A 21,468-nucleotide genomic window follows, 5' to 3' on the forward strand; every position below is an offset into this window, starting at 1 on the left:
TTCTCCATTTCCTATGTCGTGCTGTATCCCTCTACATATAGTGAAGGAGTCGAGCCCCTATGACCCCACTCCTTCGCTAGTATATCCTAGACCTTATCCACGTTAAAATAGCGTGCTTCCGGATGTGAGAATACAATGGCTGATACCGAAGCTTCCGGCTCCATCATACTGCCTTCGGTCAACTCAATACCGATATCCTCCGGCTTCAACAATGCGAACAGCTGCTCCTGATCATCCAGATTCGGGCAGGCGGGATAACCAAAGGAGAAGCGTTGGCCGCGATACTTGGCACCAAACATCTCACCCATTGTCATGCCAGCCGGATCCGGGAATCCCCAAACATCGCGCATCATTTGGTGCACACGTTCAGCCAGCGCCTCCGCAGTTTCAAGTGCAGTGGATTGAAGAGCATGCGATCGTAAGTAGTCGCCTTTTTCTCTCCACTCTTGTGCCTTCTCACTTATGCCGTGACCAGCTGTAACGACCATAAAGCCAATATAGTCCATTTCGCCGCTGTCTGTCGATTTCAGGTAATCAGCAAGACAGAAAAAAGGTTCCGTCTGTTGTCTTGGGAAGGAGAACTTTTGCAGTACCTTGGTCAGATCATCCTTGTCATAAATGAAAATATCGTCACCCGATGACTGTGCCGGGAAAAACTGATACATACCATGCGCACGGATAATGCCTTCTTTTTGAGCTTCCGCCAAAATCCCGTCTACGGTTTCCTTGAGTTGAACCGCCTTCGGATCTTTATCAGCTAGAAGCTTATCGACTTTTCCTTTCAAGCCGAGATGATGTCCGAGCAGCATCTGCATATTAATATAAGGCATCACGTGACTCATAGGATAATCACGAATAACACGTCTCTCCAGACTTGGAGGTACCTGCACCGGTAAAGTACGATCAATCGTAGATTTCAACACCCGAGTCAAGACTGGCATTGCTTCTGTTTTCTTACCGGACTCCTTAACATCGGATTCCATCGCTTCACGTAATTCATCAATTAATTGCTGCTTCTGGAGTGGGTCGCTCAGCTTGTTCGCAATGTCCAGACCATCCATAGCATCTTTTGCATATAGAACAACACCTTCATATTCCGGTGCGATACGTGTTTTCGTGAATTTTCTTGTCAATGCGGCACCACCTACCAGAATAGGTACATCGATACCTGCATTTTTCAAATCCTGAGCGGTTATAACCATCTGCTGTGCAGATTTAACAAGTAGACCTGACAAACCAATAGCATCAGGCTTTTCTCTGCGGAATGCTTCAATAATTTGATCTGGCGGAACCTTAATACCCAGGTTAATAATTTTGTAGCCGTTGTTGGATAAAATGATTTCGACCAAGTTTTTACCGATATCGTGAACATCGCCTTTAACTGTAGCCAGCATGATCGTTCCTTTAACGGCACTGTCCGCTTTTTCCATAAACGGCTCGAGATGGGATACGGATGCTTTCATGACTTCCGCGCTTTGCAGCACCTCGGCAACAATCAGCTCATTGTTATTAAACAATCTGCCTACCTCTGCCATTCCTGTCATTAAAGGTCCATTAATAATATCCAGCGGCGCATACGTATTCATGGCTTCGTTCAAATCGGCTGCAAGGCCTTCTTTCGTACCTTCAACCACATAGGACGCCAATCGTTCTTCAAGCGTAAGATTAGAGATTTTCTCTTTCTTATCGACCTTTTTCTCACGGAAGTGAGCAACAAATTGGGCAAGTGTATCATCATTAGTTTCAAAGATCAGCTTCTCAGCAAGCTCTTTCTCATGATCACCTATGGATGCGTAACGCTCCAGGTTTTCTGTATTGACGATGGCAAAGTCCAGTCCGGCCTTGGTACAGTGATACAAGTACACCGAATTCAGAACCTCCCGCCCAGCAGGCGGAAGACCAAAGGAAATGTTACTAAGACCAAGAATGGTTTTACATTCAGGATATTTTTCTTTGATCATCCGAATACCTTCGATGGTCTCAACAGCAGATCCAATATACTGCGGATCGCCTGAGCCTACCGGGAACATATTCGGATCAAAAATAATATCTTCCGGATTCATCCCATACTTTTTGGTTAACAGCTCATAGGAACGTTCAGCAACTTCCATTTTGGCTTGCCGTGATACAGCTTGTCCGCGCTCATCGATGAGAATCATAACAACAGCTGCGCCATATCGATGGATTAACGGCAAAATAGCTTCAAACTTGCTCTCGCCATCTTCCAGGTTAATGGAGTTAATAATCGCCTTGCCTTGTGAATATTTCAAACCGAGCTCAATAATATGATCATAGGTCGAGTCGATCATCAATGGAACTTTAACCTTTTTGACAACCTCTTTCAAAAAGTTTTCCATCGCATACACTTCATCAATATCGGTATCCTGTACGTTGATATCAATGACATAAGCACCATTCTTCACTTGTGCACGCGCTATTTCTGCGCCTTCTTCAAACTTGCCTTCTTTCATCAATCGTTTGAACTTACGGGACCCTGAAATATTTGTACGTTCCCCAACCATGTAAGGACGGTTCGCATCTTCAATATAGACGGTTTCGATACCCGAAACTGCCGATAAGTGAGAAGCTGCATGCTCCCGAGGTTTATACTGGGATAAAGTCTCAGCCATCGCACGAATATGATCAGGAGTCGTTCCACAGCAGCCGCCAGCAATATTTAGCCAGCCTTGTTCGGCAAATCCAGCCATTTTTTTGGCAAGAGATTCAGGAGACTCATGATATTGCCCATTCTCGTCCGGCAATCCGGCATTTGGATAACAGCTGACAGCCGTAGTCGCGAGCTCAGACAAGGAACGGATATGATCACGCATAAACTCCGGACCCGTTGCACAGTTAAGACCAATAGAAATCGGATTTAAGTGCTCCAGGGAAATATAAAAGGATTCAATATTTTGACCCGCTAGCGTTGTGCCCATTGGCTCAATCGTTCCGGAAATCATTAATGGGAGTGTAATGCCAGTGGTCTCAAAAGCACGACGAATGCCAATACTACCCGCTTTAACATTCAACGTATCCTGAGAGGTCTCAAGAAGCATTGCGTCTACGCCAGCTTCGATCAGTGCTACAGATTGCTCGTAGTAGCTGTCAACGAGTTCGTCAAAGGTGACGCCTCCGGTTACGGAAAGTGTTTTGGTTGTTGGTCCCAAAGCACCTGCAACATAACGCGGCCACTCCGGTGTGCTGAATTTATTCGCTGCCTCAACTGCTAACCTGGCTGCTATCAGATTCAACTCTCTAGCTCGATCCTGTAAATCATATTCAGCAAGAACGACACTTGTCGATCCAAAAGTATTCGTTTCGATAATATCTGCGCCCGCTGCAAAATAAGCCTCATGTATTTTTGAAATGACATCAGGACGTGTAACTACCAAAATTTCATTACATCCATCCAGGTCTTCACTACCAAAATCTTCCTCGGTTAAGTTTTCCTGTTGGATCATTGTGCCCATTGCACCGTCCAAAATCATAATTTTCTTCTTAAGCTGTTCTTGCAAAGGTATTTTGCCCATGCTAATCTTCCTTTCAACGGCAACCGTCCAATTGTAACCTTTAGTGTACCAGAAACCTGTCATCATGAAAAGATAATGCGGACACAATTCGACAGAGATCAAATAAAGTTCAAACAATGCACATTTTCTTATTATTCATATCGGAATTATCAATGAAACAGATCGACAGCAGCCTGGAATTCTATTATAATATAGGTTAGAAACTTATTAAGTGTATAGAAAGAGGGATGACCGTGGCTGAAATCCGTATTCGCAATACTAATGAACGCATCTCTGGAGAAAGTAACGTTCAGGCATTTTTGGAAAAACAAGAGGTACTTTATGAGCACTGGAATGCAGGCAAGCTTCCTGCTGATTTACAAGAGAAATTCACTTTGACCGATGAGAATAAAGCGCAAATTCTGTCGACATTTGACGAAGAAATTCAGGAAATTGCGGCTAGACGCGGTTACAAAACATGGGATGTTATTGCTTTGTCCGAGGCTACACCTAATATCGAAGAACTTCTTACTAAATTTGAGCAGGTTCACACCCACACCGAAGATGAAGTAAGAGCTATTGTTTCAGGAAAAGGTATTTTTATTATAAAAGGCACTGAGGATGTTGGGTATTTTGATGTTGAATTGGAAGCAGGCGATGTTATTTCTGTTCCCGAGCACAAGGCACACTTCTTCACTTTAATGGACAATCGCCAAATTGTTGCTATTCGTTTGTTTATTGAAACCGATGGCTGGATCGCCCACCCTTATGCAGACGAATCCTTTCAGAAAGCATAAAAAGGTATTATCCATATACACAATATGAACAAAACCCGTCAGCCTGTTACTCAGCGCTGGCGGGTTTTTATTGCATTCAATAGTTTTTTTACACTTATGAACTTATGGAATCAATTACACCTTGAATATCTCGCAAACTTACAATCTCATAGGCAGGTATGATTTCATCGTCCCTTTGCAGCGCATGTCGATTAATCCACATGTTACGCATATTGATCCGGTTAGATCCCAAAATATCGGTTGTGAGCTTATCGCCAATCATTACTGCTTCATCAGCTGTAACCTGAAGCAGGTCAAGTGCATGATTGAATATTGAGGTTGCAGGTTTGCCCTCTCCGTGATTCCCTGATATGACAATATGGTCAAAATAAGGAGCAAGCTCAGGAACACCAGCCAGCTTTTCCTTCTGTAAATCCGGAGAACCATTGGTTAAGAGCAGCAGCTTATAGCTGCCTTTTAATTGATCCAGAACCTCGAACGTTTCCTCATATACAATAGGACGACTGCGACGTTCCATCGGGAATCTCTCCCCAAGCTCATAGCCAAGCTTTGCATCGTCTATACCTAAAGCTTTAAGACCAAGGGTCCATGATTCAGTACGATATTGAGGTGCAAGCTGCTCCAGTTTACGGAAATTCTCATTATCACCTTCTGTAAAGTTAGCCCACAACCCTTCAAAAGGGTTGATTCCAATCATTTTGGTAAAAGCAAATGTGTCGTATGACTCATATAGCTTCCGCGCCTCTTGTCTTACCGCCTGCTCGAGTTCGATAGGGTCAACTTCGACTTGCTCCGCTGCCGCTAAACATGTTGCCTGAAAGGCCTCTTTTACACTACGATCATCCCATAATAACGTATCATCCAAATCAAATAAAACTGCCTTAATAGCCATTGAGCCTCTCCCTTTCTACTCCACCTTCAAAGGTACTGCATGATTAGCGGCGAATTCCTTCAATCGCTCGGACATCGCCGAAATATCCATTCTATGATAAAAACGTGTAAACGACCATCTGATTTTGCTGCTCTTCAATGAAATGATGACAGCATCCGAAGATAATGCGATTTCTTTAATATCCGAAGCGGGCACTCTCTTGTCTCCCGTAAATCGACGGCTTCCCAAAAAGTCTTTGCCAATTTTAAGCTGCGGGCGTCTGACACCAAACATGAATAAGCTCAGCAGCATATAACTTCCGCCTGTTAGCCAGTACAAGTATTCATCCTGATTCGTGTTCTGAAAAGCTATAAAACAAAAAATACCTACGCAAAATAAAAATAACGATAACGTCCAATTGCGCCCTTTAATAGTAACCGAATCGTCTGATGATACGGTTTGGCTGATCGTTGGCTTGCCATGCTTGGCCCTACTTTTGTTAACTACTTTCGTATTCTTCTTGACCATTCGTTCCCACTTGCGAGACATAGGCAATCTCCTTTAATATACCGGCTACACTTCTCTTTTAAATTTTTCTATAAATCGGTATGGATAGTCATCCTCAAGCGCACTCACAGTATCCAAGCGGTTCCAATGATCTGTGGAGAGCTTCCAGCCAACTGCTCCCATATTCTCATGGTACTGCTCCAATGTCCTTGCACCAAATATAGGGGCGGTAATCCCCTTTTTATGTATAAGCCAATTCAAAGCCACCTGAACAGGTGTTTGATCAATTTCAGAGGAAACAGCAAGAACTTCTTCAAGTATACGGAAGTTTTTCTCCGAGTTGCGTAACATCCAGCTGCTTTCACCCGCTTTAGACGAGAGCCTACCTTCTGTCGGTGCTTCACCACGAGGGTATTTACCGCTTAGGAAACCGCCGCCGATAGGTCCCCATGGAATAATACCTACATTTTCTTCGATACATAAAGGCAGCACTTCTCTGTCCATCTGACGAGACACGAGACTATATTGCGGTTGATTGGAAATAAATCGGGCATATCGATTATGATCACTGATCCCAAGGGATTTCATAATTTGATACGCCAAAAAGTTGGAGCACCCGATGTATCTGACTTTTCCAGATGTCACCAAATCATCCAACGTACGTAATGTTTCTTCAATCGGTGTAATTTGATCCCAGACATGCATTTGATATAAATCGATATAATCGGTTTTTAAACGCCGTAAGCTGGCTTCTACCCCGTCTAAAATATGTTTGCGTGATAAGCCGACATGATTAACATTATTTGCTGTCGCAAAACGTACTTTAGTGGCCAGAATCACATCTGAGCGTCGACCGCTGATCGCTTTGCCAACGACTTCCTCAGAACGTCCTGATACATACACATCCGCAGTATCAAGAAAATTCCCGCCTTGATCCAAAAAATCGTGAATCATGGTCGTTGAGTCTTCCTCGCTGGTTGTATTGCCAAAGGTCATGGTTCCCAAACAAAGCTCAGAAACCATAACCCCGCTTTTGCCCAGTACTCGATATTGCACGCAATGGTTCACCCCTAATTATTTGTGCTGGTTCGTGTCACTATCCTCTTGTTCCTCATCAACAAATTTAATTGTCTCCAACTGACTGCGAAGATTGCCTTTAAAAGCTTCTATATAGCGTTTACGAAGCTCATTGCGTTCTTCCAGCTCATCGTCTGTCAGACCTACTGTTTTGGCTTTACGGGCCAATTCATTGATTCGTTGAATATATGGCTCTGTTCCATTATCCATGTAAAATCCTCCCGATCTTCTACAAAAATGCTTGATAAATGCATCAAAGTATACTTTGACATTATGGCCTACCATTGTCAAGAGTCAAGGAGGTGTTTCTATGTATTGTGTGCGTGAGAGTGTTAATTCCGACATACAAAATTAAGTCTACTCTTCAAGGAAGTCTAAGTGTTTGCCCTTCTTGAAGTAAGCTAGACTTTAATCCATTCACTTTCTTGAGGTTATAAATATATTCACGGACATCCTGTCCTTTATGTACATGTTTGCTGGCAATGGACCATAATGTATCACCATTAACGATCTCTACCGAATATTCAATAGGTGTGTGATCCGATGAAGCATAAGCATCCAGATCTCCGCCAAGCAATGAAACAGACAAGCTGATTAAAATAATAATTGACGCTGCTGCGAACAAGCCTGCATATCTCAAGAGCTTTTTTCGATAAGGAATAATGGAAGCTAGAAGCAGCGGAAAGGCAGAAGCATCCCTGGAAACAGACTCTCTCTTCGATAACAATTGTTCATTCATATACATAACAGCGCCCCCAAACATTTGTTCTGTTTTCAAAATAACACGAACAAATGTTTGTGTCAATCGAAAAATTAGAACTTATGTTTGTACGAACTCCGGTTCTATGTTATACTCTCACTAGTTATTACCAAGCATTGGAGTGATCCTAATGAGTAAGCTATCCATTCGACAATTGGCAATCCTGGATTTTATTAAGAATGAAGTGAAAGATAAAGGGTATCCACCTTCCGTTCGTGAAATTGGTGAAGCAGTTGGCCTCGCCTCCAGTTCTACTGTGCACGGACATCTGGAACGTTTGGAGAAAAAGGGACTCATTCGGCGTGATCCTACCAAGCCAAGAGCTATTGAAATTACGGACGGTACCCTGACAGAGGGCAGCAACTTTGCCTTATCCGTTGTTCGTGTTCCATTGATTGGACGCGTTACAGCTGGTATTCCGATTACTGCTACGGAAAATATCGAGGATTACTTCCCGCTTCCGAGTCATTATGTTGGCGATTACAATGTGTTCATGTTGAGTATCGAGGGCAACAGTATGATTGATGCCGGTATCAATGATGGGGATTATGTTATCGTCAGACAGCAGCAAACCGCCAATAACGGTGATATTGTTGTTGCAATGACCGAAGATGACGAAGCTACAGTCAAGCGGTTCTACAAGGAAAAAGATCATATACGTCTACAGCCTGAGAACTCTACTATGGAACCGATTCGTTTAAAGACTGTTACTATTTTAGGAAGAGTCGTAGGGTTGTTCCGAGACATCGTGTAATCATTATAATCAAGCACTTATTGAAGTCGACGTCAAGGCTACTTGACAGTCGGCTTTTTGCTATGAGCTGCAATCGCCTCCTCACATACAAAAAGAAGCTTTCCCGCAGTAAAATTTCTACATGGGGAGAGCTTCTTCTTGTCTATTCAAAGAAAAAAGAAATAATTCATATGGTGAACTAATTTTTAGTAAAGCGTCAAATACTGCTCGCGTTCCCATGCATGAACCTGAGTGCGATAGATATCCCATTCGATTTCTTTAAGCTCAATGAAGTGAGCCAGAGCGTGATCACCGAGCGCATCACAAATGACATCATCGCGCAGCATCTCTTCCAACGCAACCTTAAGGTTAACCGGCAGACTTGGAATTCCTTGATCCTCACGCTCTTCCTCGGTCATTACATAAATGTTACGATCCGTTGGCGGAGGCAGCTGCATTTTGTTCTTGATTCCGTCGAGACCAGCCTTCAGCATAACAGCTAACGCCAGATATGGATTAGCAGCTGGATCCGGATTACGGACCTCAACACGGGTGCTCAGTCCTCTGGATGCAGGAATACGAATCATTGGACTCCGATTGCTGGCAGACCAAGCAACATAACAAGGAGCTTCATAGCCTGGAACCAGACGCTTGTATGAGTTAACGGTTGGGTTGGTAATTGCTGCAAACGCACGGGCATGACGCAAAATGCCAGCCATATAATATCTTGCAGTTGCACTTAGACCCAGCTTGTCACTTTCATCATAGAACGTGTTCGTGGAACCATTAAATAACGATTGGTGAGCGTGCATACCCGATCCGTTCACACCAAACAATGGCTTTGGCATAAAAGTTGCGTGCAGGCCATGCTGTCTCGCTACCGTTTTAACAACCAGCTTGAACGTTTGAATTTGGTCAGCCGCTTTGATTGCATCTGCATATTTAAAATCAATCTCATGCTGACCCGGCGCTACTTCATGGTGGGAAGCTTCGATTTCAAAGCCCATTTCCTCCAAAGTCAATACGATCTCACGACGGCAGTTCTCTCCAAGATCCATAGGAGCCAAGTCAAAATATCCGCCTTGATCATTCAATTCCATAGAAGGATTGCCATTTTCATCGGTTTTGAACAGGAAAAATTCAGGCTCAGGTCCAACATTCATTGCTGTAAAGCCCATATCTTCGGCTTCCTTCAAAGCATTCTTCAGGATACCACGCGGGTCTCCAGGGAAGGGTCTGCCATCTGGCAAGTAAATATCACAGATTAAACGTGCAATGCGATCCTCAACCACCCATGGGAAAATAACCCAAGTGCTAAGATCAGGATACAAATACATATCAGACTCTTCAATACGAACGTAACCTTCAATCGAAGAACCATCAAACATCATTTTGTTGTCTAATGCTTTTTCCAGCTGGCTAATAGGAATTTCCACATTTTTGATCGTTCCAAGCAAGTCGGTAAATTGCAAGCGAATAAATCTTACATTTTGTTCCTTGGCAATCTTGATGATGTCCTCTTTTTTATAATTCTTTTCAGTCACTGTACATGTTCCTCCTTAAGTTGCGCAGTTTTATCAGTCTTTTTTGATAAGTCCGCATTTGAATCATTGGAAAGCGCTTATTTTTTGAAAAATCTGGATAGCTCGCCTTGGATCAGAGATACCTGCCCCAAACGTTTGCCTCCACCAAGCAGCTGCTGCTTTAACATGCGGTGAAGCTGTGAATCCGTCATTTCTCTGCGTTTAACTTCCGATTGCTCATTAAGAACAGTTGCGTCCTCTGAATCCTTGGACATAGGCAGCAGCACCTGTTTAATTCCGGCGATATTCACGCCTTTCTCAATCAAGTCTTTAATTTCCAGCAACCGCTCTACATCATTAAAAGAATAGAGACGCTGGTTCCCGCCTGTCCGGGCCGGTATGATCAACTCATGTTGTTCATAATACCGGATTTGCCTAGCTGTTAAATCTGTCAACTTCATTACGATACCAATGGGGAATAACGCCATATTACGACGTATATCATCAGCCACGATTCATCACCTCTGTGTACTTAAAACCTACCCCCATTCTACTCTTCCTACATAAACGTGTCAAGTTATGTTAGGTTCATGCAAAGTATAAGTCATTATTTTAATAAACCTTGTTCCATCATGCTACTCAGAGCTGTTAATACACCTAATTTACAATGGGAATAAGTTAATCCACCTTGCATATAAGCAATATACGGTTCACGGATCGGAGCATCTGCGGATAACTCCAGGCTCCCCCCTTGAATGAAAGTACCTGCAGCCATGATGACCGGATGCTCATAACCAGGCATGGCCCATGGTTCAGGTACCACATGTGCATCTATCGCTGAAGCTTGCTGAATACCTTGAACAAAGGCAATCAAATGCTCGGCACTTGTGAACTTAATCGCCTGTATTAAGTCCGTACGTTTGTCGTTCCAATGTGGATGTGTCACAAATCCAAGCTGTTCAAATACAGCCGCTGCAAATATAGAACCCTTGACCGCTTGTCCCACCAAATGTGGCGCCAAAAACAGACCTTGATAAATGCCGCGGGTAGTATCCAGCATGGCTCCAACTTCTCCGCCGATACCAGGCGCGGTCAAACGAAAGGAAGCCAGTTCCACATACTTGTGCTTTCCTACGATATATCCGCCCGTTGCCGCCAAGCCGCCCCCAGGGTTTTTAATTAAAGAACCTGCCATCAGATCTACGCCAACCTCTGTCGGCTCCTGAAGCTCCGTAAACTCTCCATAACAATTATCGACAAAAACAATAACATCGGATTTGAGTTCTTTTACAAAACGGGTCATCTCTTCAATTTGCGAGACGTTGAACGAAGAACGCCAGGAATAGCCGCGCGAGCGCTGAATACCGATAACCTTGGTACGTGTTGTAATGCTGCTGCCAATCGTTTCATAATCCGGGCTGCCGTCTTCCAGAAGAGCAACCTCGTTATAGATGATTCCCCAATCCTGTAAGGAGCCTTTGCCATCCTGAGGATGTCCAATCACCTTGTGCAGCGTATCGTAGGGACGTCCTGTGATCATCAGCAGCTCGTCACCTGGACGCAGCACACCGAATAAAGCTGTACTGATCGTGTGGGTCCCGGACACAAAATGAGGCCGCACCAGGGCAGCCTCCGCTCCAAACACATCTGCATACACCAGATCCAGCACCTCGCGGCCTCGATCATTATAGCCATAACCTGTAGAGCCAGCGAAGTGATAGTCACTGACCTTATGCTTTTGAAAGGCACGAATCACCTTCCACTGATTCTGATCAATGATCCGTTCCACTTCTTTAAACTTACCTTCAATCCGCTGTTCGGCAAGCTCCATCCATGCCGTTATGCGTTCATTAAACATACAACTCATTCTCTCCCTTATCCAGTGACTGATCTGTTGCATAAGAGGTTAACAAATGACTGATCTTTTCGTATTCCTGTTTATCTATGCGGACTTGAAACACCATATCATTGCCTTCCACTTCATTCTCCAGAACTTCGCCAATCCTGTACATTAATGAAATCATATCGCCTTTCTCCACAGGAATCCGAAATTTTTTGCTGTCTCCCATTAAGCGAGCTTCAATAAGTTCGCACACCAGTGCAAGATCGATTTCATTATAAGCGGACATCCGCAAGAAGTCACCCTCTGTAGAAAGCATTTGCATTTGTTCGGGTGTACACTGATCGATTTTGTTAAATAACGTAATCTGATCTTTCCCATGTGCATTGAGCTCAGTAAGTACCTGCTTAACGACATGCATCTGTGTTTCCATCATATCTGCTGAGCTATCCACGACATGTAAAATAAGGTCAGCTTCACAAACCTCTTCCAAGGTAGCTCGGAAAGCGGCAACCAAATCATGCGGCAAATTCTGAATAAATCCTACTGTATCCGTTAGCACAATTTCCTTGCCACCAGGCAGCTTCAGCATCCTTGATGTTGGGTCAAGCGTAGCGAACAGCTGGTTCTCGACGTAAACATCAGCGTCCGTCATTTGTCGGAGCAGCGTGGATTTTCCGGCATTCGTATACCCGACAATAGCAACCTGGAATACACCTGTTTTTTTGCGGCGTTCTCTGTGCAGATTACGATGCTTGACGAATTCAAACAGTTGCTGCTTGAGCTCATCAATCCGGTCACGAATGTGTCTGCGATCGGTTTCCAGCTTGCTTTCCCCTGGTCCCCTTGTTCCGATGCCACCGCCCAAACGTGACAAGTTCTTGCCTTGACCGGATAACCTTGGCAGCAAATAGCTAAGCTGGGCCAGCTCTACCTGTATAATCCCTTCACGGGTTTTGGCTCTTTGAGCAAAAATATCCAAAATTAATTGAGTTCGATCGATAATTTTCACATCCAGAAATTCTTCCAGATTCCGCACTTGGGCACCGGACAATTCTTGATCAAATATAGCTGTATTGGCTCCATACTCATCAATAAGCTCTTTGAGCTCAGCGGCTTTGCCTTTGCCTACAAACCATTTGGAGTCAATCTTTTCCTTGTTCTGCGATAAAGTTGTCAACACTTCTACACCTGCGGTCTCAGCCAAACTGACAAGCTCTGCCAAGGAATATTCTGCAGAATACGACTGCTCTCTTTTTTGCTGCGGGGTAACAAGGCTCATAAGAACAGCCCGTTCCAATTCGTGATCAATACTATGTGTGGTTGTTTTCATAAATATTTGTGGGTCTCCTTTGATTGTTTTCGTTCCAGCTTGACATCTTCGGCTCGAAGTGTCATTAAATCCTGTTTGCTAGGCTGCTGGACATGGCTGTTCAACAAACGTACGGCATGGTTTCGCATCGCTTTTTCAATCAAATTTCGCACAAAACGTGCATTACTGAAAGAAGCCTCGGAATCATTTTGCTGCTTTTCGCTGATGATTTGCTGACGTATTTTGCTCTCAGCTTGTGCATTCAATACATATTCCCGTTCCTTGATCATCATTTCAGTAATTTGCATGAGCTGTTCGACTGTGTAGTCAGGAAACTCCAGATGGATCGGAAACCGGGAAGGGAGTCCGGGATTGGTCTGCAAAAACTGATCCATTTCTTCAGAATACCCTGCCAAAATCAGAATAAAATGATTTTTGTGATCCTCCATTGCTTTGACCAGTGTATCAATGGCTTCCTTGCCAAAATCCTTTTCACCGCCGCGTGCCAGACTATAGGCTTCATCAATAAAAAGCACACCACCAAGAGCCTTTTTTACCATTTCCCGCGTTTTCAGTGCCGTATGCCCTATGTACTCACCTACCATGTCAGCACGCTCCACCTCGATAAGATGGCCTTTACTCAACACACCCATCGTTTGCAGCAGTTTCGCTATAATACGAGCTACAGTCGTCTTCCCCGTACCTGGATTTCCTTTAAAAACCATATGGTACACCTGCGAATTTGCCGTTAATCCGGCATCAGCCCGATAGCTGGCAACTCGCAGCAGCGCATAAATTTCAAATACAAGCTCCTTGATGGATTCCAAACCGACCATCCGGTCAAGCTCTTTCATGATTTCCCCAAAATGACCTTGCTGGGACAATGGCTTACCGTGAAATTGAGGCTCGGAATTAGGTGCAGTTAGGGGCTCCGAGTTGCGTAGAATCACATTGATTTGATGAGCATTTTGTGTAATTTGGATCTGATCTGTTGGCAGGACACGTCCACTCATGCATATCACCTCTTTACTTGGTGTTAGCAGTATACGCAGAAGCCCAGATGAATGTGCTCATTTTCTTCCTCTATTGTATAGTGAAACGTCAAAATTTCAAAACTAGCCCATCAACAACTGCTAAAAATGCTTGTCAGCATCCCAGATTCGTTCCATGGAGAGCAGACTACTTCGAGAGAAAGTCAGACGGTATACATCCGGATTGGTCAACCGACTCCAGGCTTCAAAACCAAACTGCTCATCATAATGGCCTAGCAGGAGAGCCATCACATTGCCATGAGTAGCTACAGCAAACGTATGTCTATCTGACGCAAGCAGTTCGTCAACTACCGATACCATGCGTTGTGATGCCGAATAACTGGACTCGCCATCAGGAAAGCACAGAAGCTTGTCATTGAAGGTCCGTTCCAATTGGATACGCCAATCCATCATCGACTCGCTGCTCAATATACGTTCGGACAAACGATGATCCACATGAATCTTTTGACCTGTTCGCAGGGCGGTGGGCTCCAGAGTTTGCTGTGCTCGCTTCATAGGACTTGCTCTGAACTCATCAATTTGAAGATGCGACAACAATCGGTCCAGCTGTTCCGACTGCTTCATGCCCAGAGGCGTCAGAATGGCTTCTGCCGCTTGCCCTTCAGCCTGGGCATGCCGAATTACGTATAAGGTCTTTAAAGCATCTGCAAGCTTATTGTAAGCCTCCCAGATCGGCCGTGTTACCTGATCCCATCTGTTCTCGTCCGATAGCGGCACCCATTCCAGAGAAACAATCGTTTGATTATCTGGATGCTCCACATCGACAGCCAGTTGACCACCAACAATATCCGCAAGATACGTATATTTAGATTCAGTGCGATGCAATAGATGCGTAATTTTCACATCATAGCCGGTTTCTTCCTTCACTTCACGAATACATGCCTGCTCAGGCGACTCTCCCAGCTCAATCCCGCCACCAGGAAAGTTCCATACCAAATCACCACGCTGGACATATTCGTGAAGCATCAGCACTGACCCATCTTTTATAAGCAAAGCTTGTGCAAGCATAGGGCACTCCACCTTTTGGATCAATCTGACAAACCTGTACTCAGTATCGTACAATGATCAGACAGAAGATGATAGAGATTTTTTATGTATTAGCCATTATTTCGTACAAAAAATTCGAATAAAACTTAAGTTTATGAGCTTTCATAATTTAATATTGAATTTTTATTCACTAAATAGTATATTTATACAATTATTATTAATTCATACATAGGAAGGATAGTGCGCGATGAACACTACAGGCTCCTCCACTGATCATTCTCAGCTTCAGCTTTTCCAGCAAATTGAACAATATGCTTTTAACACTTGGCCCGCTGCTACGAATACCAAACAGGGGAACTGGATTATGCGTGCGACAGACGGCATTACCAAGAGAGCCAACAGCATCTGGACAGGCGCTGGCGACTCCCTTCCTAAGGGAGAATGGCTGCAGGAAGCACGGCAATTTTACGACACACATGGGCTTCCAGTACGGTATCATATCAGCGATGCTTCTCCAAAGGGGCTCGACACCTTATTGGACCAGGCAGGCTTTCTCAAAGAAATCCCTTGTTCCGTACTAATTGCAGATACAGAGAAGGTCATATACCACACTTCCTCTGAATCCAGTAAGCTGAGTGTGGAAATACTGTCCGTTCATAATGAACAATGGTTGGAAGATTTCATCGATATGGAAGGCTTTGACAAGAGCAAGCTGCCTTTTTACGATTCTCTGTTTACACGCATTAACCAAACCAAATGCTTCTGTTCCCTTCAATGGAACGGCCAAAGTGTAGCAGTCGGTACGGCCGTTGTTGAGGGGGAATGGGCCGGACTTACCAATATCGTTGTCAACTCGGAGCTCAGAGGGCAAGGAATTGGCAAATTTCTGCTGAACGAGCTGGCTTCATGGAGTCTGAGCAATGGCGCTCAGCGAATTTACCTGCAGGTCGTTAATGATAATGTAGCGGCGCACCGTCTGTATCAAAAAGCAGGGTTTACTTCGTTGTTCCAGTTCCATTATCGTGTACAACCCTGAGAAAACCAAATGAATGGCAATAGCCTTCTTTCTCTCGCGTGGATTACAGCAAGGGAAAAAAGGCTTGTATGGTTTGAAGTCAATCCGATTGTACAAGCTATGTATCCATAAGTTAGCTACCTAATGCCATACGAAGTTTATCCAGCTTCCATTTAACATGAGCCAGCGTTTCACGAATCAGATTCCAGCTATTATTCACTGCTTTGGAATCTACCGGATAAGCCTCTACCTGCCTGTAATTTAAAAATTCTGCCATCTCCATTGCCCTGAGCATATGGTAACGGTGTGTAATAAGTACCGCTGAGTTCCATTTTTGCTGCAGCATGAACCGCTGACTGAACAATAAATTTTCATAAGTGCTGGTTGCTTCCTGTTCCATCATGATCACATTGTCCGCTATACCATGCTCCAACAAATAATTTCTCATTCCCTCAGCTTCGGTTAACTGGAACTCCGTACGATCCAAACCGCCAGATACAATAATATGCTTGATCTTCCCGTCTTTAAAAAGCTTAATCCCTCCATCCAGACGTTCCTGAAGTGAAGGAGTGGCTATGTTGTCTTTCAAGGAAGAACCTAGTATAATGCCTACTTCTCCGGCTGCTGAAGCATTGTCTGGAACATTCGCCATTCGGTACTGCAGTATGGACACCCACAACAAGCCTACGACAACACACAACCAAACGAATCTTCGTGTCCGTTTCCACGATGGCCGCTGCTTCTTCATTTAGTCAAGAAACGTTCGACAGAATGAAATACAGCCTGCGCTCCAGGCTCCAGACAAATCATATGACGAGCTTCGGGAAAAAACTCGATTTCCTTTTCCCCCTGAAGCTGATTAAATAAATAATGGGCACTCTTCGGATGAATAATGCCATCCTGCTCACCTTGTGCGATGAGTGTCGGCACTTTGATCATGGGCAGTTCGGGTCGCATCTGTTTATTCAGCATGATAAATTGCCTCGTAGCCTTCAACGGGGTCCTTCTTACCTTCCCCCAATTCGACCAGTCATCCATTTGAATTCTACGCACCAGTTCCCTCATAAATCGGTATGGACTAAAATAAAAAACAGCCGCGTTCAACAAAACAAGCCTGCGAATTGGATAACGATTCGCTATGTATGCCGAGATCAGTCCACCCATCGAAAAACCGATCAGATCGATCTCGCCATACTGCGCAGTTAAGCTGGAAGCCTCCAGAGCGGCAGCCTCCAGCCAATCATGCCAGTTTGTTTGTCCCAACGTCCTCAGCTCGGGGTCATGTCCTGGTAAAGTTGGCACATGGCATACAGTACCCTGCTCGGTTAAATACGCTGCCAAAGGAGTCAGTTCATAGGGTCCACCGGTAAAGCCGTGGAGCATAAGGCAATGTCTTTTTTCCAAGGCTGCACCTCTTTTACTTACAAAATAGGTCCTTTATTACTTTTCAGTAATGGCAACGGATTGGATGACAACTTTTTCAGTTGGAGAGCTCTTCTCACCTGAAGCGCCACCTGCAACTGGAGTTGCTGCGATTTTTTTGACAACATCCATGCCTTCAGTCACTTTACCAAAAATCGTATAGTTCGGTGATTTGTTCAAGTTCTTGCTGTCTTCGCCTGTGCAAATAAAGAACTGACTGCCGTTGGTGTTAGGCCCAGCGTTAGCCATAGCGACTATTCCCGGCTCATATTTATAGGGGGACTTCAACTCGTCTTGAAAGCTGTAGCCGGGTCCACCACTGCCAACTCCAAGCGGATCGCCAGTTTGAATCATAAACGATTCGATAATGCGGTGGAACACAATATCATTATAAAAGCCTTCTTTGGCTAGAAACACAAAATTGTTGACCGTAATCGGTGCATCTTTCGCATATAGATCGATTTTGAAGCTGCCTTTGGAGGTCGCAATTGTTGCCTGATATGTTTTCTTCACATCAATTGTCATCGCTGGTGGAGCCGTCCAGCTCTTCTTGGCTGCTGGCTTGGCAGTATTGGCTGGCTGCTGCGTATTGGCTGCTGGCTGACCGCCCTGCGTAGTTGTCTTTCCTGCATTGTCAGCAGGCTTTGTGCCGCAGGCCGACAGCATAAGCGCGCATACCACTGCGATAGCTGCCCACTTGGTCATCTTGGTTGTAGATATTGCTTTCATCTCTAATTCCTCCAGATCGTCATCTCTTATTGGGTAAGCCCCTAAAGTATTATACTACGACACGGTAAAAATTAACAAAGTCTCCTGATGATGAACCCATCGGAGACTTTGTTACCTTGCGTGCTAAAGCAGCTTCTCCATTCATTAATTAACGCACAACAGTTCCAGCAACAGGAGCTGTTCCCGTTCCGGCTCCTGGCGTCGTTCCCGTTCCGGCTCCTGGCGTCGTTCCCGTTCCAGCACCTGGCGTTGTTCCCGTTCCCGTACCTGGCGTCGTTCCCGTTCCCGCACCTGGTGTTGTTCCCGTTCCCGCACCTGGTGTTGTTCCCGCACCTGGCGTTGTTCCCGTTCCTGCACCTGGTGTTGTTCCCGTTCCCGCACCTGGCGTCGTTCCCGTTCCCGTTCCTGCACCTGGCGTTGTTCCCGTTCCCGCACCTGGCGTTGTTCCCGTTCCCGTACCTGGTGTTGTTCCTGTCCCCGCACCTGGCGTTGTTCCTGTTCCCGCACCTGGCGTTGTTCCCGTTCCCGCACCTGGCGTCGTTCCGTTTCCAGCTCCTGGCGTTGTTCCCGTACCTGTACCCGGCTTCGTTCCGGTACCTGGTGTTGTTCCGGTACCTGGTGTTGTTCCGGTACCTGGTGTCGTTCCGGTACCCTGACCTGGTACTTGCCCTGGTGGCAATGCACCATCGGCAGGGATAACCACAGTCACGGATGGTGATTGCGTCCCTGTCTTTTCGGTCTTCGGATCGTACGCTACAACTGCATACTGATAGGTTTCACCCGATTTTATTGTAATGTCTTTGACTTCCGTTTGAGTTGTTGTCAGCATCGGTTCAGACGAAAATTCCTTATCCTTATCTGTTTTACGCAATAAACGATAGGTCACGTTATCACCAAGCGATGACCATTTTAGTACGACAGATGGACCCCCATTGCTCTTAACATACTCCGCCTGAAGTTCACCCATATCCTTCACTGGAGGAGGCAGCTCTGGCTTAACCAAATCTGGAACTCCATCCGGTTTAACAAACTTCGTCATTGGGCGATTAGCCAGCGCCTTCTGCATCACTTCCTTGAATATAACCGCTGCACTGCCGCTGCTCATCGTAACATAATGCTTCGCATCGGACTTATCAAAGCCGATCCATACCGCTGCGCTCCACTCCGGTGTAAATCCGGTAAACCAGAGATCGCGGTTATATTTCTCCAGCCCTTTTATAACCGTTTGCGTGGAACCTGTTTTGCCTGATACCGGACGCTCGAATTTGGCCGCTGTCCCTGTACCGCCTGGCTCAACTACGCTTTGCATGAGCAAAGTCATGTAATAAGCAGTTTTGGCGCTCATCGCCGGAGTTACACGCTCCTGCTTGAACTCTTTGACCAAGGCGCCTTGGTCGTCAATAATTTTGATAATGGAGTGAGTCGTGTTCAAATATCCATTATTGGCGATTGCACCATAAGCTGCAGCCATTTGTAACGGTGACGCTCCTTTGGTCATACCTCCAAGGGCAATTGCAAGATTTCGATCCTTTTGCGGTTCAAAGGGAATTCCCAGCTTGGAGGCAAAATCCATCCCGGTTTTCACACCGATCTCATTGAACAACCATACAGCAGGCGCGTTAATGGATTTACGCACCGCTTCAAACATATCGACTTGTCCTCTATAGACACCATCATAATTTCGAGGCGCATAGCCATTGTAGTTAGCTTCCTTATCCTCCAGCATGCTGTAAGGATTGTACTTGCCACTTTCTAATGCAGGTGCATAAATCAATAACGGCTTGATCGAGGAGCCCGGCTGCTGCGGAACTACCGCACGATCCAATCCGGTTTGCACATAATCCCGTCCACCAATAATGCCAACTACCCCGCCATCCTTGTGATTGATGATAGCCATAGCTCCCTGCATCTTTTGCTCAGGACCGTTCTTTTGGAAAAATTTATCATTGGCAAACGTTTGCTCCATAATTTTCTGTGCATTGGAATCCATTGTCGTATAGATTTTGTAGCCATTGCTCAGCAATTCGGCCTCGGGAATACCATACACTTTCTCGGCTTCATTAATCGCGTAGTCGATAAAGGTCAGGTAGTCCTTGTTTCCTGTAGTCGGAGGGGCTTCGTAATCGACTGCAGCCGCTTCAGCACGCTCAGCTTCTGTAATATACCCCTGATCCTGCATAAGTTTCAGGACAACAGCACGTCGCTCCTTCGACTTATCCGGATTGGCAATCGGATTGTATACGCTGGGTGCCTTAGGAATTGCCGCTAGCGTAGCCATTTGCCATATTTTCAAATCCTTCAATTCACTTACATTAAAATATTTCTTTGCTGCCGCCTTAACTCCAAACACCCGGTTTCCAAAAAAGATCCGGTTTACATACAAGGCCAAAATTTCGTCTTTCGTTTTACGGTCTTCCAGAGCAACTGCTATGGACATTTCAGTAGCTTTACGGAAAAAGGTTTTATTATTATTCAAAAACATGTTTTTGGCGACCTGCTGCGTGATGGTACTGCCACCTTCAACTGCACTTCGAGCCACGACATCCTTCACAAGGGCACGTCCTATACCCAGAAAATCTATACCGGTATGCTGCTCGAATCTGCGATCCTCTGTTGCTATAAAAGCTTGTTGGAGCTTTGTAGGAATCTCTTCAGGCTTAACAATTTCCCTATTGTCATGCTCACCATGAAGAACAGCTACTTCGGTTCCATTCACATCAAACAAATGCGAGGCTTCGTCCATATCGAGCTTATCAAGATTTGCATCCAATATCTTGTTACCGTTGATTATGATAAAAATGTAGACGCCCAAGGCGCATATAATTCCAAGAACAGCCGTTACAAAAGCAAACATTAAAGCTTTACCAAAGCTGAACTTCTTTTTTTTCTTTTTAGCTGGTGTTTTTTTTGCAGGTGGTTTTGCTGTCGTTGTTTTTTTGTCAGTTGCCATCCTCTGCCTCCCCTAATTCTCTCTTTACAATAAAAGAACAACCCTAGCGGAACGGGTTGCTCTCATGGTTCCTATTCATTATACGAATGCTCGACTCAAAAAGTTGCCAAGTTGCAGTAACAAAGCTGTTTAATTGTCAGAGCTGCTGTCCGGTTGCTGCATTAAAGAAACCGAACGCTGTGGTGTGAAGGTAGAAATAGCATGCTTGTATACCATTTGCTGACGGCCTTCACTATCAATGATAATCGTAAAATTATCGAACGCCCGAATGACCCCACGGATCTGAAACCCATTGGTCAGGTATACCGTAACGGGAATATTTTCCTTGCGCAGCTGGTTCAAAAATGTATCCTGAATATTGATCGATTTATTCATCATGGGCCC

20 protein-coding genes are annotated in these 21,468 nt (G+C 44.9%); 3 read left to right on the top strand and 17 right to left on the bottom strand.

The features are described 5' to 3' along the window. Positions 1-86: 86 nt before the first annotated feature. Entirely contained in the window at positions 87-3,530 is a 3,444-nt protein-coding gene (gene metH, locus OB236_RS38370) for a methionine synthase (RefSeq protein WP_262688738.1), read from the bottom strand. Positions 3,531-3,763: 233 nt separating this feature from the next. Here metH and OB236_RS38375 point away from each other — a divergent pair, with 233 nt between their 5' ends. After that, complete coding sequence (locus OB236_RS38375) at positions 3,764-4,306, top strand: 1,2-dihydroxy-3-keto-5-methylthiopentene dioxygenase (protein WP_317259421.1); 543 nt, start codon at positions 3,764-3,766, stop codon at positions 4,304-4,306. Between the two features lie 94 nt (positions 4,307-4,400). Here OB236_RS38375 and OB236_RS38380 read toward each other — a convergent pair whose 3' ends face one another. The 5 genes from OB236_RS38380 to OB236_RS38400 all read right to left on the bottom strand — a co-directional run bounded on the left by OB236_RS38380 (position 4,401) and on the right by OB236_RS38400 (position 7,506). Then, positions 4,401-5,198: an HAD-IA family hydrolase gene (locus tag OB236_RS38380; RefSeq protein WP_262688740.1), complete on the bottom strand. Its 798-nt coding sequence runs from the start codon at positions 5,196-5,198 to the stop codon at positions 4,401-4,403. Positions 5,199-5,213: 15 nt separating this feature from the next. After that, positions 5,214-5,726, bottom strand: coding sequence for a hypothetical protein (locus OB236_RS38385; RefSeq protein ID WP_083689023.1), 513 nt, complete (start codon positions 5,724-5,726; stop codon positions 5,214-5,216). A gap of 24 nt (positions 5,727-5,750) precedes the next feature. Further along, positions 5,751-6,740, bottom strand: a complete 990-nt coding sequence (locus OB236_RS38390; RefSeq protein WP_262688741.1) for an aldo/keto reductase — start codon at positions 6,738-6,740, stop codon at positions 5,751-5,753. 18 nt (positions 6,741-6,758) lie between these two features. Further along, positions 6,759-6,971, bottom strand: a complete 213-nt coding sequence (locus OB236_RS38395) for a DUF896 domain-containing protein (protein ID WP_076228530.1) — start codon at positions 6,969-6,971, stop codon at positions 6,759-6,761. 154 nt (positions 6,972-7,125) lie between these two features. After that, the gene (locus OB236_RS38400) at positions 7,126-7,506 is read right to left on the bottom strand and encodes a LysM peptidoglycan-binding domain-containing protein (protein ID WP_262688742.1); all 381 of its coding nucleotides are present in this window, start codon (positions 7,504-7,506) and stop codon (positions 7,126-7,128) included. A gap of 145 nt (positions 7,507-7,651) precedes the next feature. Between OB236_RS38400 and lexA the strand changes: the two genes are divergently transcribed. Next, positions 7,652-8,275, top strand: a complete 624-nt coding sequence (gene lexA, locus OB236_RS38405) for a transcriptional repressor LexA (RefSeq protein ID WP_076228529.1) — start codon at positions 7,652-7,654, stop codon at positions 8,273-8,275. 185 nt (positions 8,276-8,460) lie between these two features. Here the strand turns inward: lexA and glnA are convergent, their stop codons facing one another. From glnA to OB236_RS38435, 6 genes are all read right to left on the bottom strand, one after another. After that, the gene (gene glnA, locus OB236_RS38410; RefSeq protein WP_076228528.1) at positions 8,461-9,798 is read right to left on the bottom strand and encodes a type I glutamate--ammonia ligase; all 1,338 of its coding nucleotides are present in this window, start codon (positions 9,796-9,798) and stop codon (positions 8,461-8,463) included. Positions 9,799-9,875: 77 nt separating this feature from the next. Continuing rightward, positions 9,876-10,289 carry a MerR family transcriptional regulator gene (locus OB236_RS38415; protein ID WP_076228527.1) on the bottom strand — a complete coding sequence of 138 codons (414 nt, stop codon included), beginning with the start codon at positions 10,287-10,289 and terminating at the stop codon, positions 9,876-9,878. A 95-nt stretch (positions 10,290-10,384) separates the two neighbouring features. Beyond that, positions 10,385-11,608 carry a methionine gamma-lyase family protein gene (locus tag OB236_RS38420; RefSeq protein ID WP_408638571.1) on the bottom strand — a complete coding sequence of 408 codons (1,224 nt, stop codon included), beginning with the start codon at positions 11,606-11,608 and terminating at the stop codon, positions 10,385-10,387. A 19-nt stretch (positions 11,609-11,627) separates the two neighbouring features. Then, positions 11,628-12,950 carry a GTPase HflX gene (hflX, locus tag OB236_RS38425; protein WP_262688744.1) on the bottom strand — a complete coding sequence of 441 codons (1,323 nt, stop codon included), beginning with the start codon at positions 12,948-12,950 and terminating at the stop codon, positions 11,628-11,630. Continuing rightward, positions 12,947-13,942: an AAA family ATPase gene (locus OB236_RS38430; RefSeq protein ID WP_262688745.1), complete on the bottom strand. Its 996-nt coding sequence runs from the start codon at positions 13,940-13,942 to the stop codon at positions 12,947-12,949. Before OB236_RS38430 ends, hflX begins: the two co-directional genes overlap by 4 nt. Before the next feature lie 120 nt (positions 13,943-14,062). Further along, complete coding sequence (locus OB236_RS38435) at positions 14,063-14,989, bottom strand: histidine phosphatase family protein (RefSeq protein ID WP_262688746.1); 927 nt, start codon at positions 14,987-14,989, stop codon at positions 14,063-14,065. Between the two features lie 226 nt (positions 14,990-15,215). On the opposite strand from OB236_RS38435, the gene OB236_RS38440 reads away from it, so the two are divergent. Beyond that, positions 15,216-16,004 (top strand): GNAT family N-acetyltransferase, encoded by a 789-nt coding sequence (locus tag OB236_RS38440; protein WP_262688747.1) that lies wholly within the window; start codon positions 15,216-15,218, stop codon positions 16,002-16,004. Positions 16,005-16,116: 112 nt separating this feature from the next. Here OB236_RS38440 and OB236_RS38445 read toward each other — a convergent pair whose 3' ends face one another. The 5 genes from OB236_RS38445 to hfq form a co-directional block, all read right to left on the bottom strand. Next, positions 16,117-16,683: a YdcF family protein gene (locus tag OB236_RS38445; protein WP_262688748.1), complete on the bottom strand. Its 567-nt coding sequence runs from the start codon at positions 16,681-16,683 to the stop codon at positions 16,117-16,119. A gap of 44 nt (positions 16,684-16,727) precedes the next feature. After that, the gene (locus OB236_RS38450; protein WP_256711149.1) at positions 16,728-17,387 is read right to left on the bottom strand and encodes an alpha/beta hydrolase; all 660 of its coding nucleotides are present in this window, start codon (positions 17,385-17,387) and stop codon (positions 16,728-16,730) included. A gap of 36 nt (positions 17,388-17,423) precedes the next feature. After that, positions 17,424-18,134, bottom strand: a complete 711-nt coding sequence (locus OB236_RS38455) for a peptidylprolyl isomerase (protein WP_262688749.1) — start codon at positions 18,132-18,134, stop codon at positions 17,424-17,426. A gap of 148 nt (positions 18,135-18,282) precedes the next feature. Beyond that, positions 18,283-21,084 (bottom strand): transglycosylase domain-containing protein, encoded by a 2,802-nt coding sequence (locus OB236_RS38460; protein WP_262688750.1) that lies wholly within the window; start codon positions 21,082-21,084, stop codon positions 18,283-18,285. 129 nt (positions 21,085-21,213) lie between these two features. Further along, positions 21,214-21,459: an RNA chaperone Hfq gene (gene hfq, locus OB236_RS38465; RefSeq protein WP_076228519.1), complete on the bottom strand. Its 246-nt coding sequence runs from the start codon at positions 21,457-21,459 to the stop codon at positions 21,214-21,216. Between the last annotated feature and the right edge of the window lie 9 nt (positions 21,460-21,468).

This window comes from Paenibacillus baimaensis, assembly GCF_025567575.1.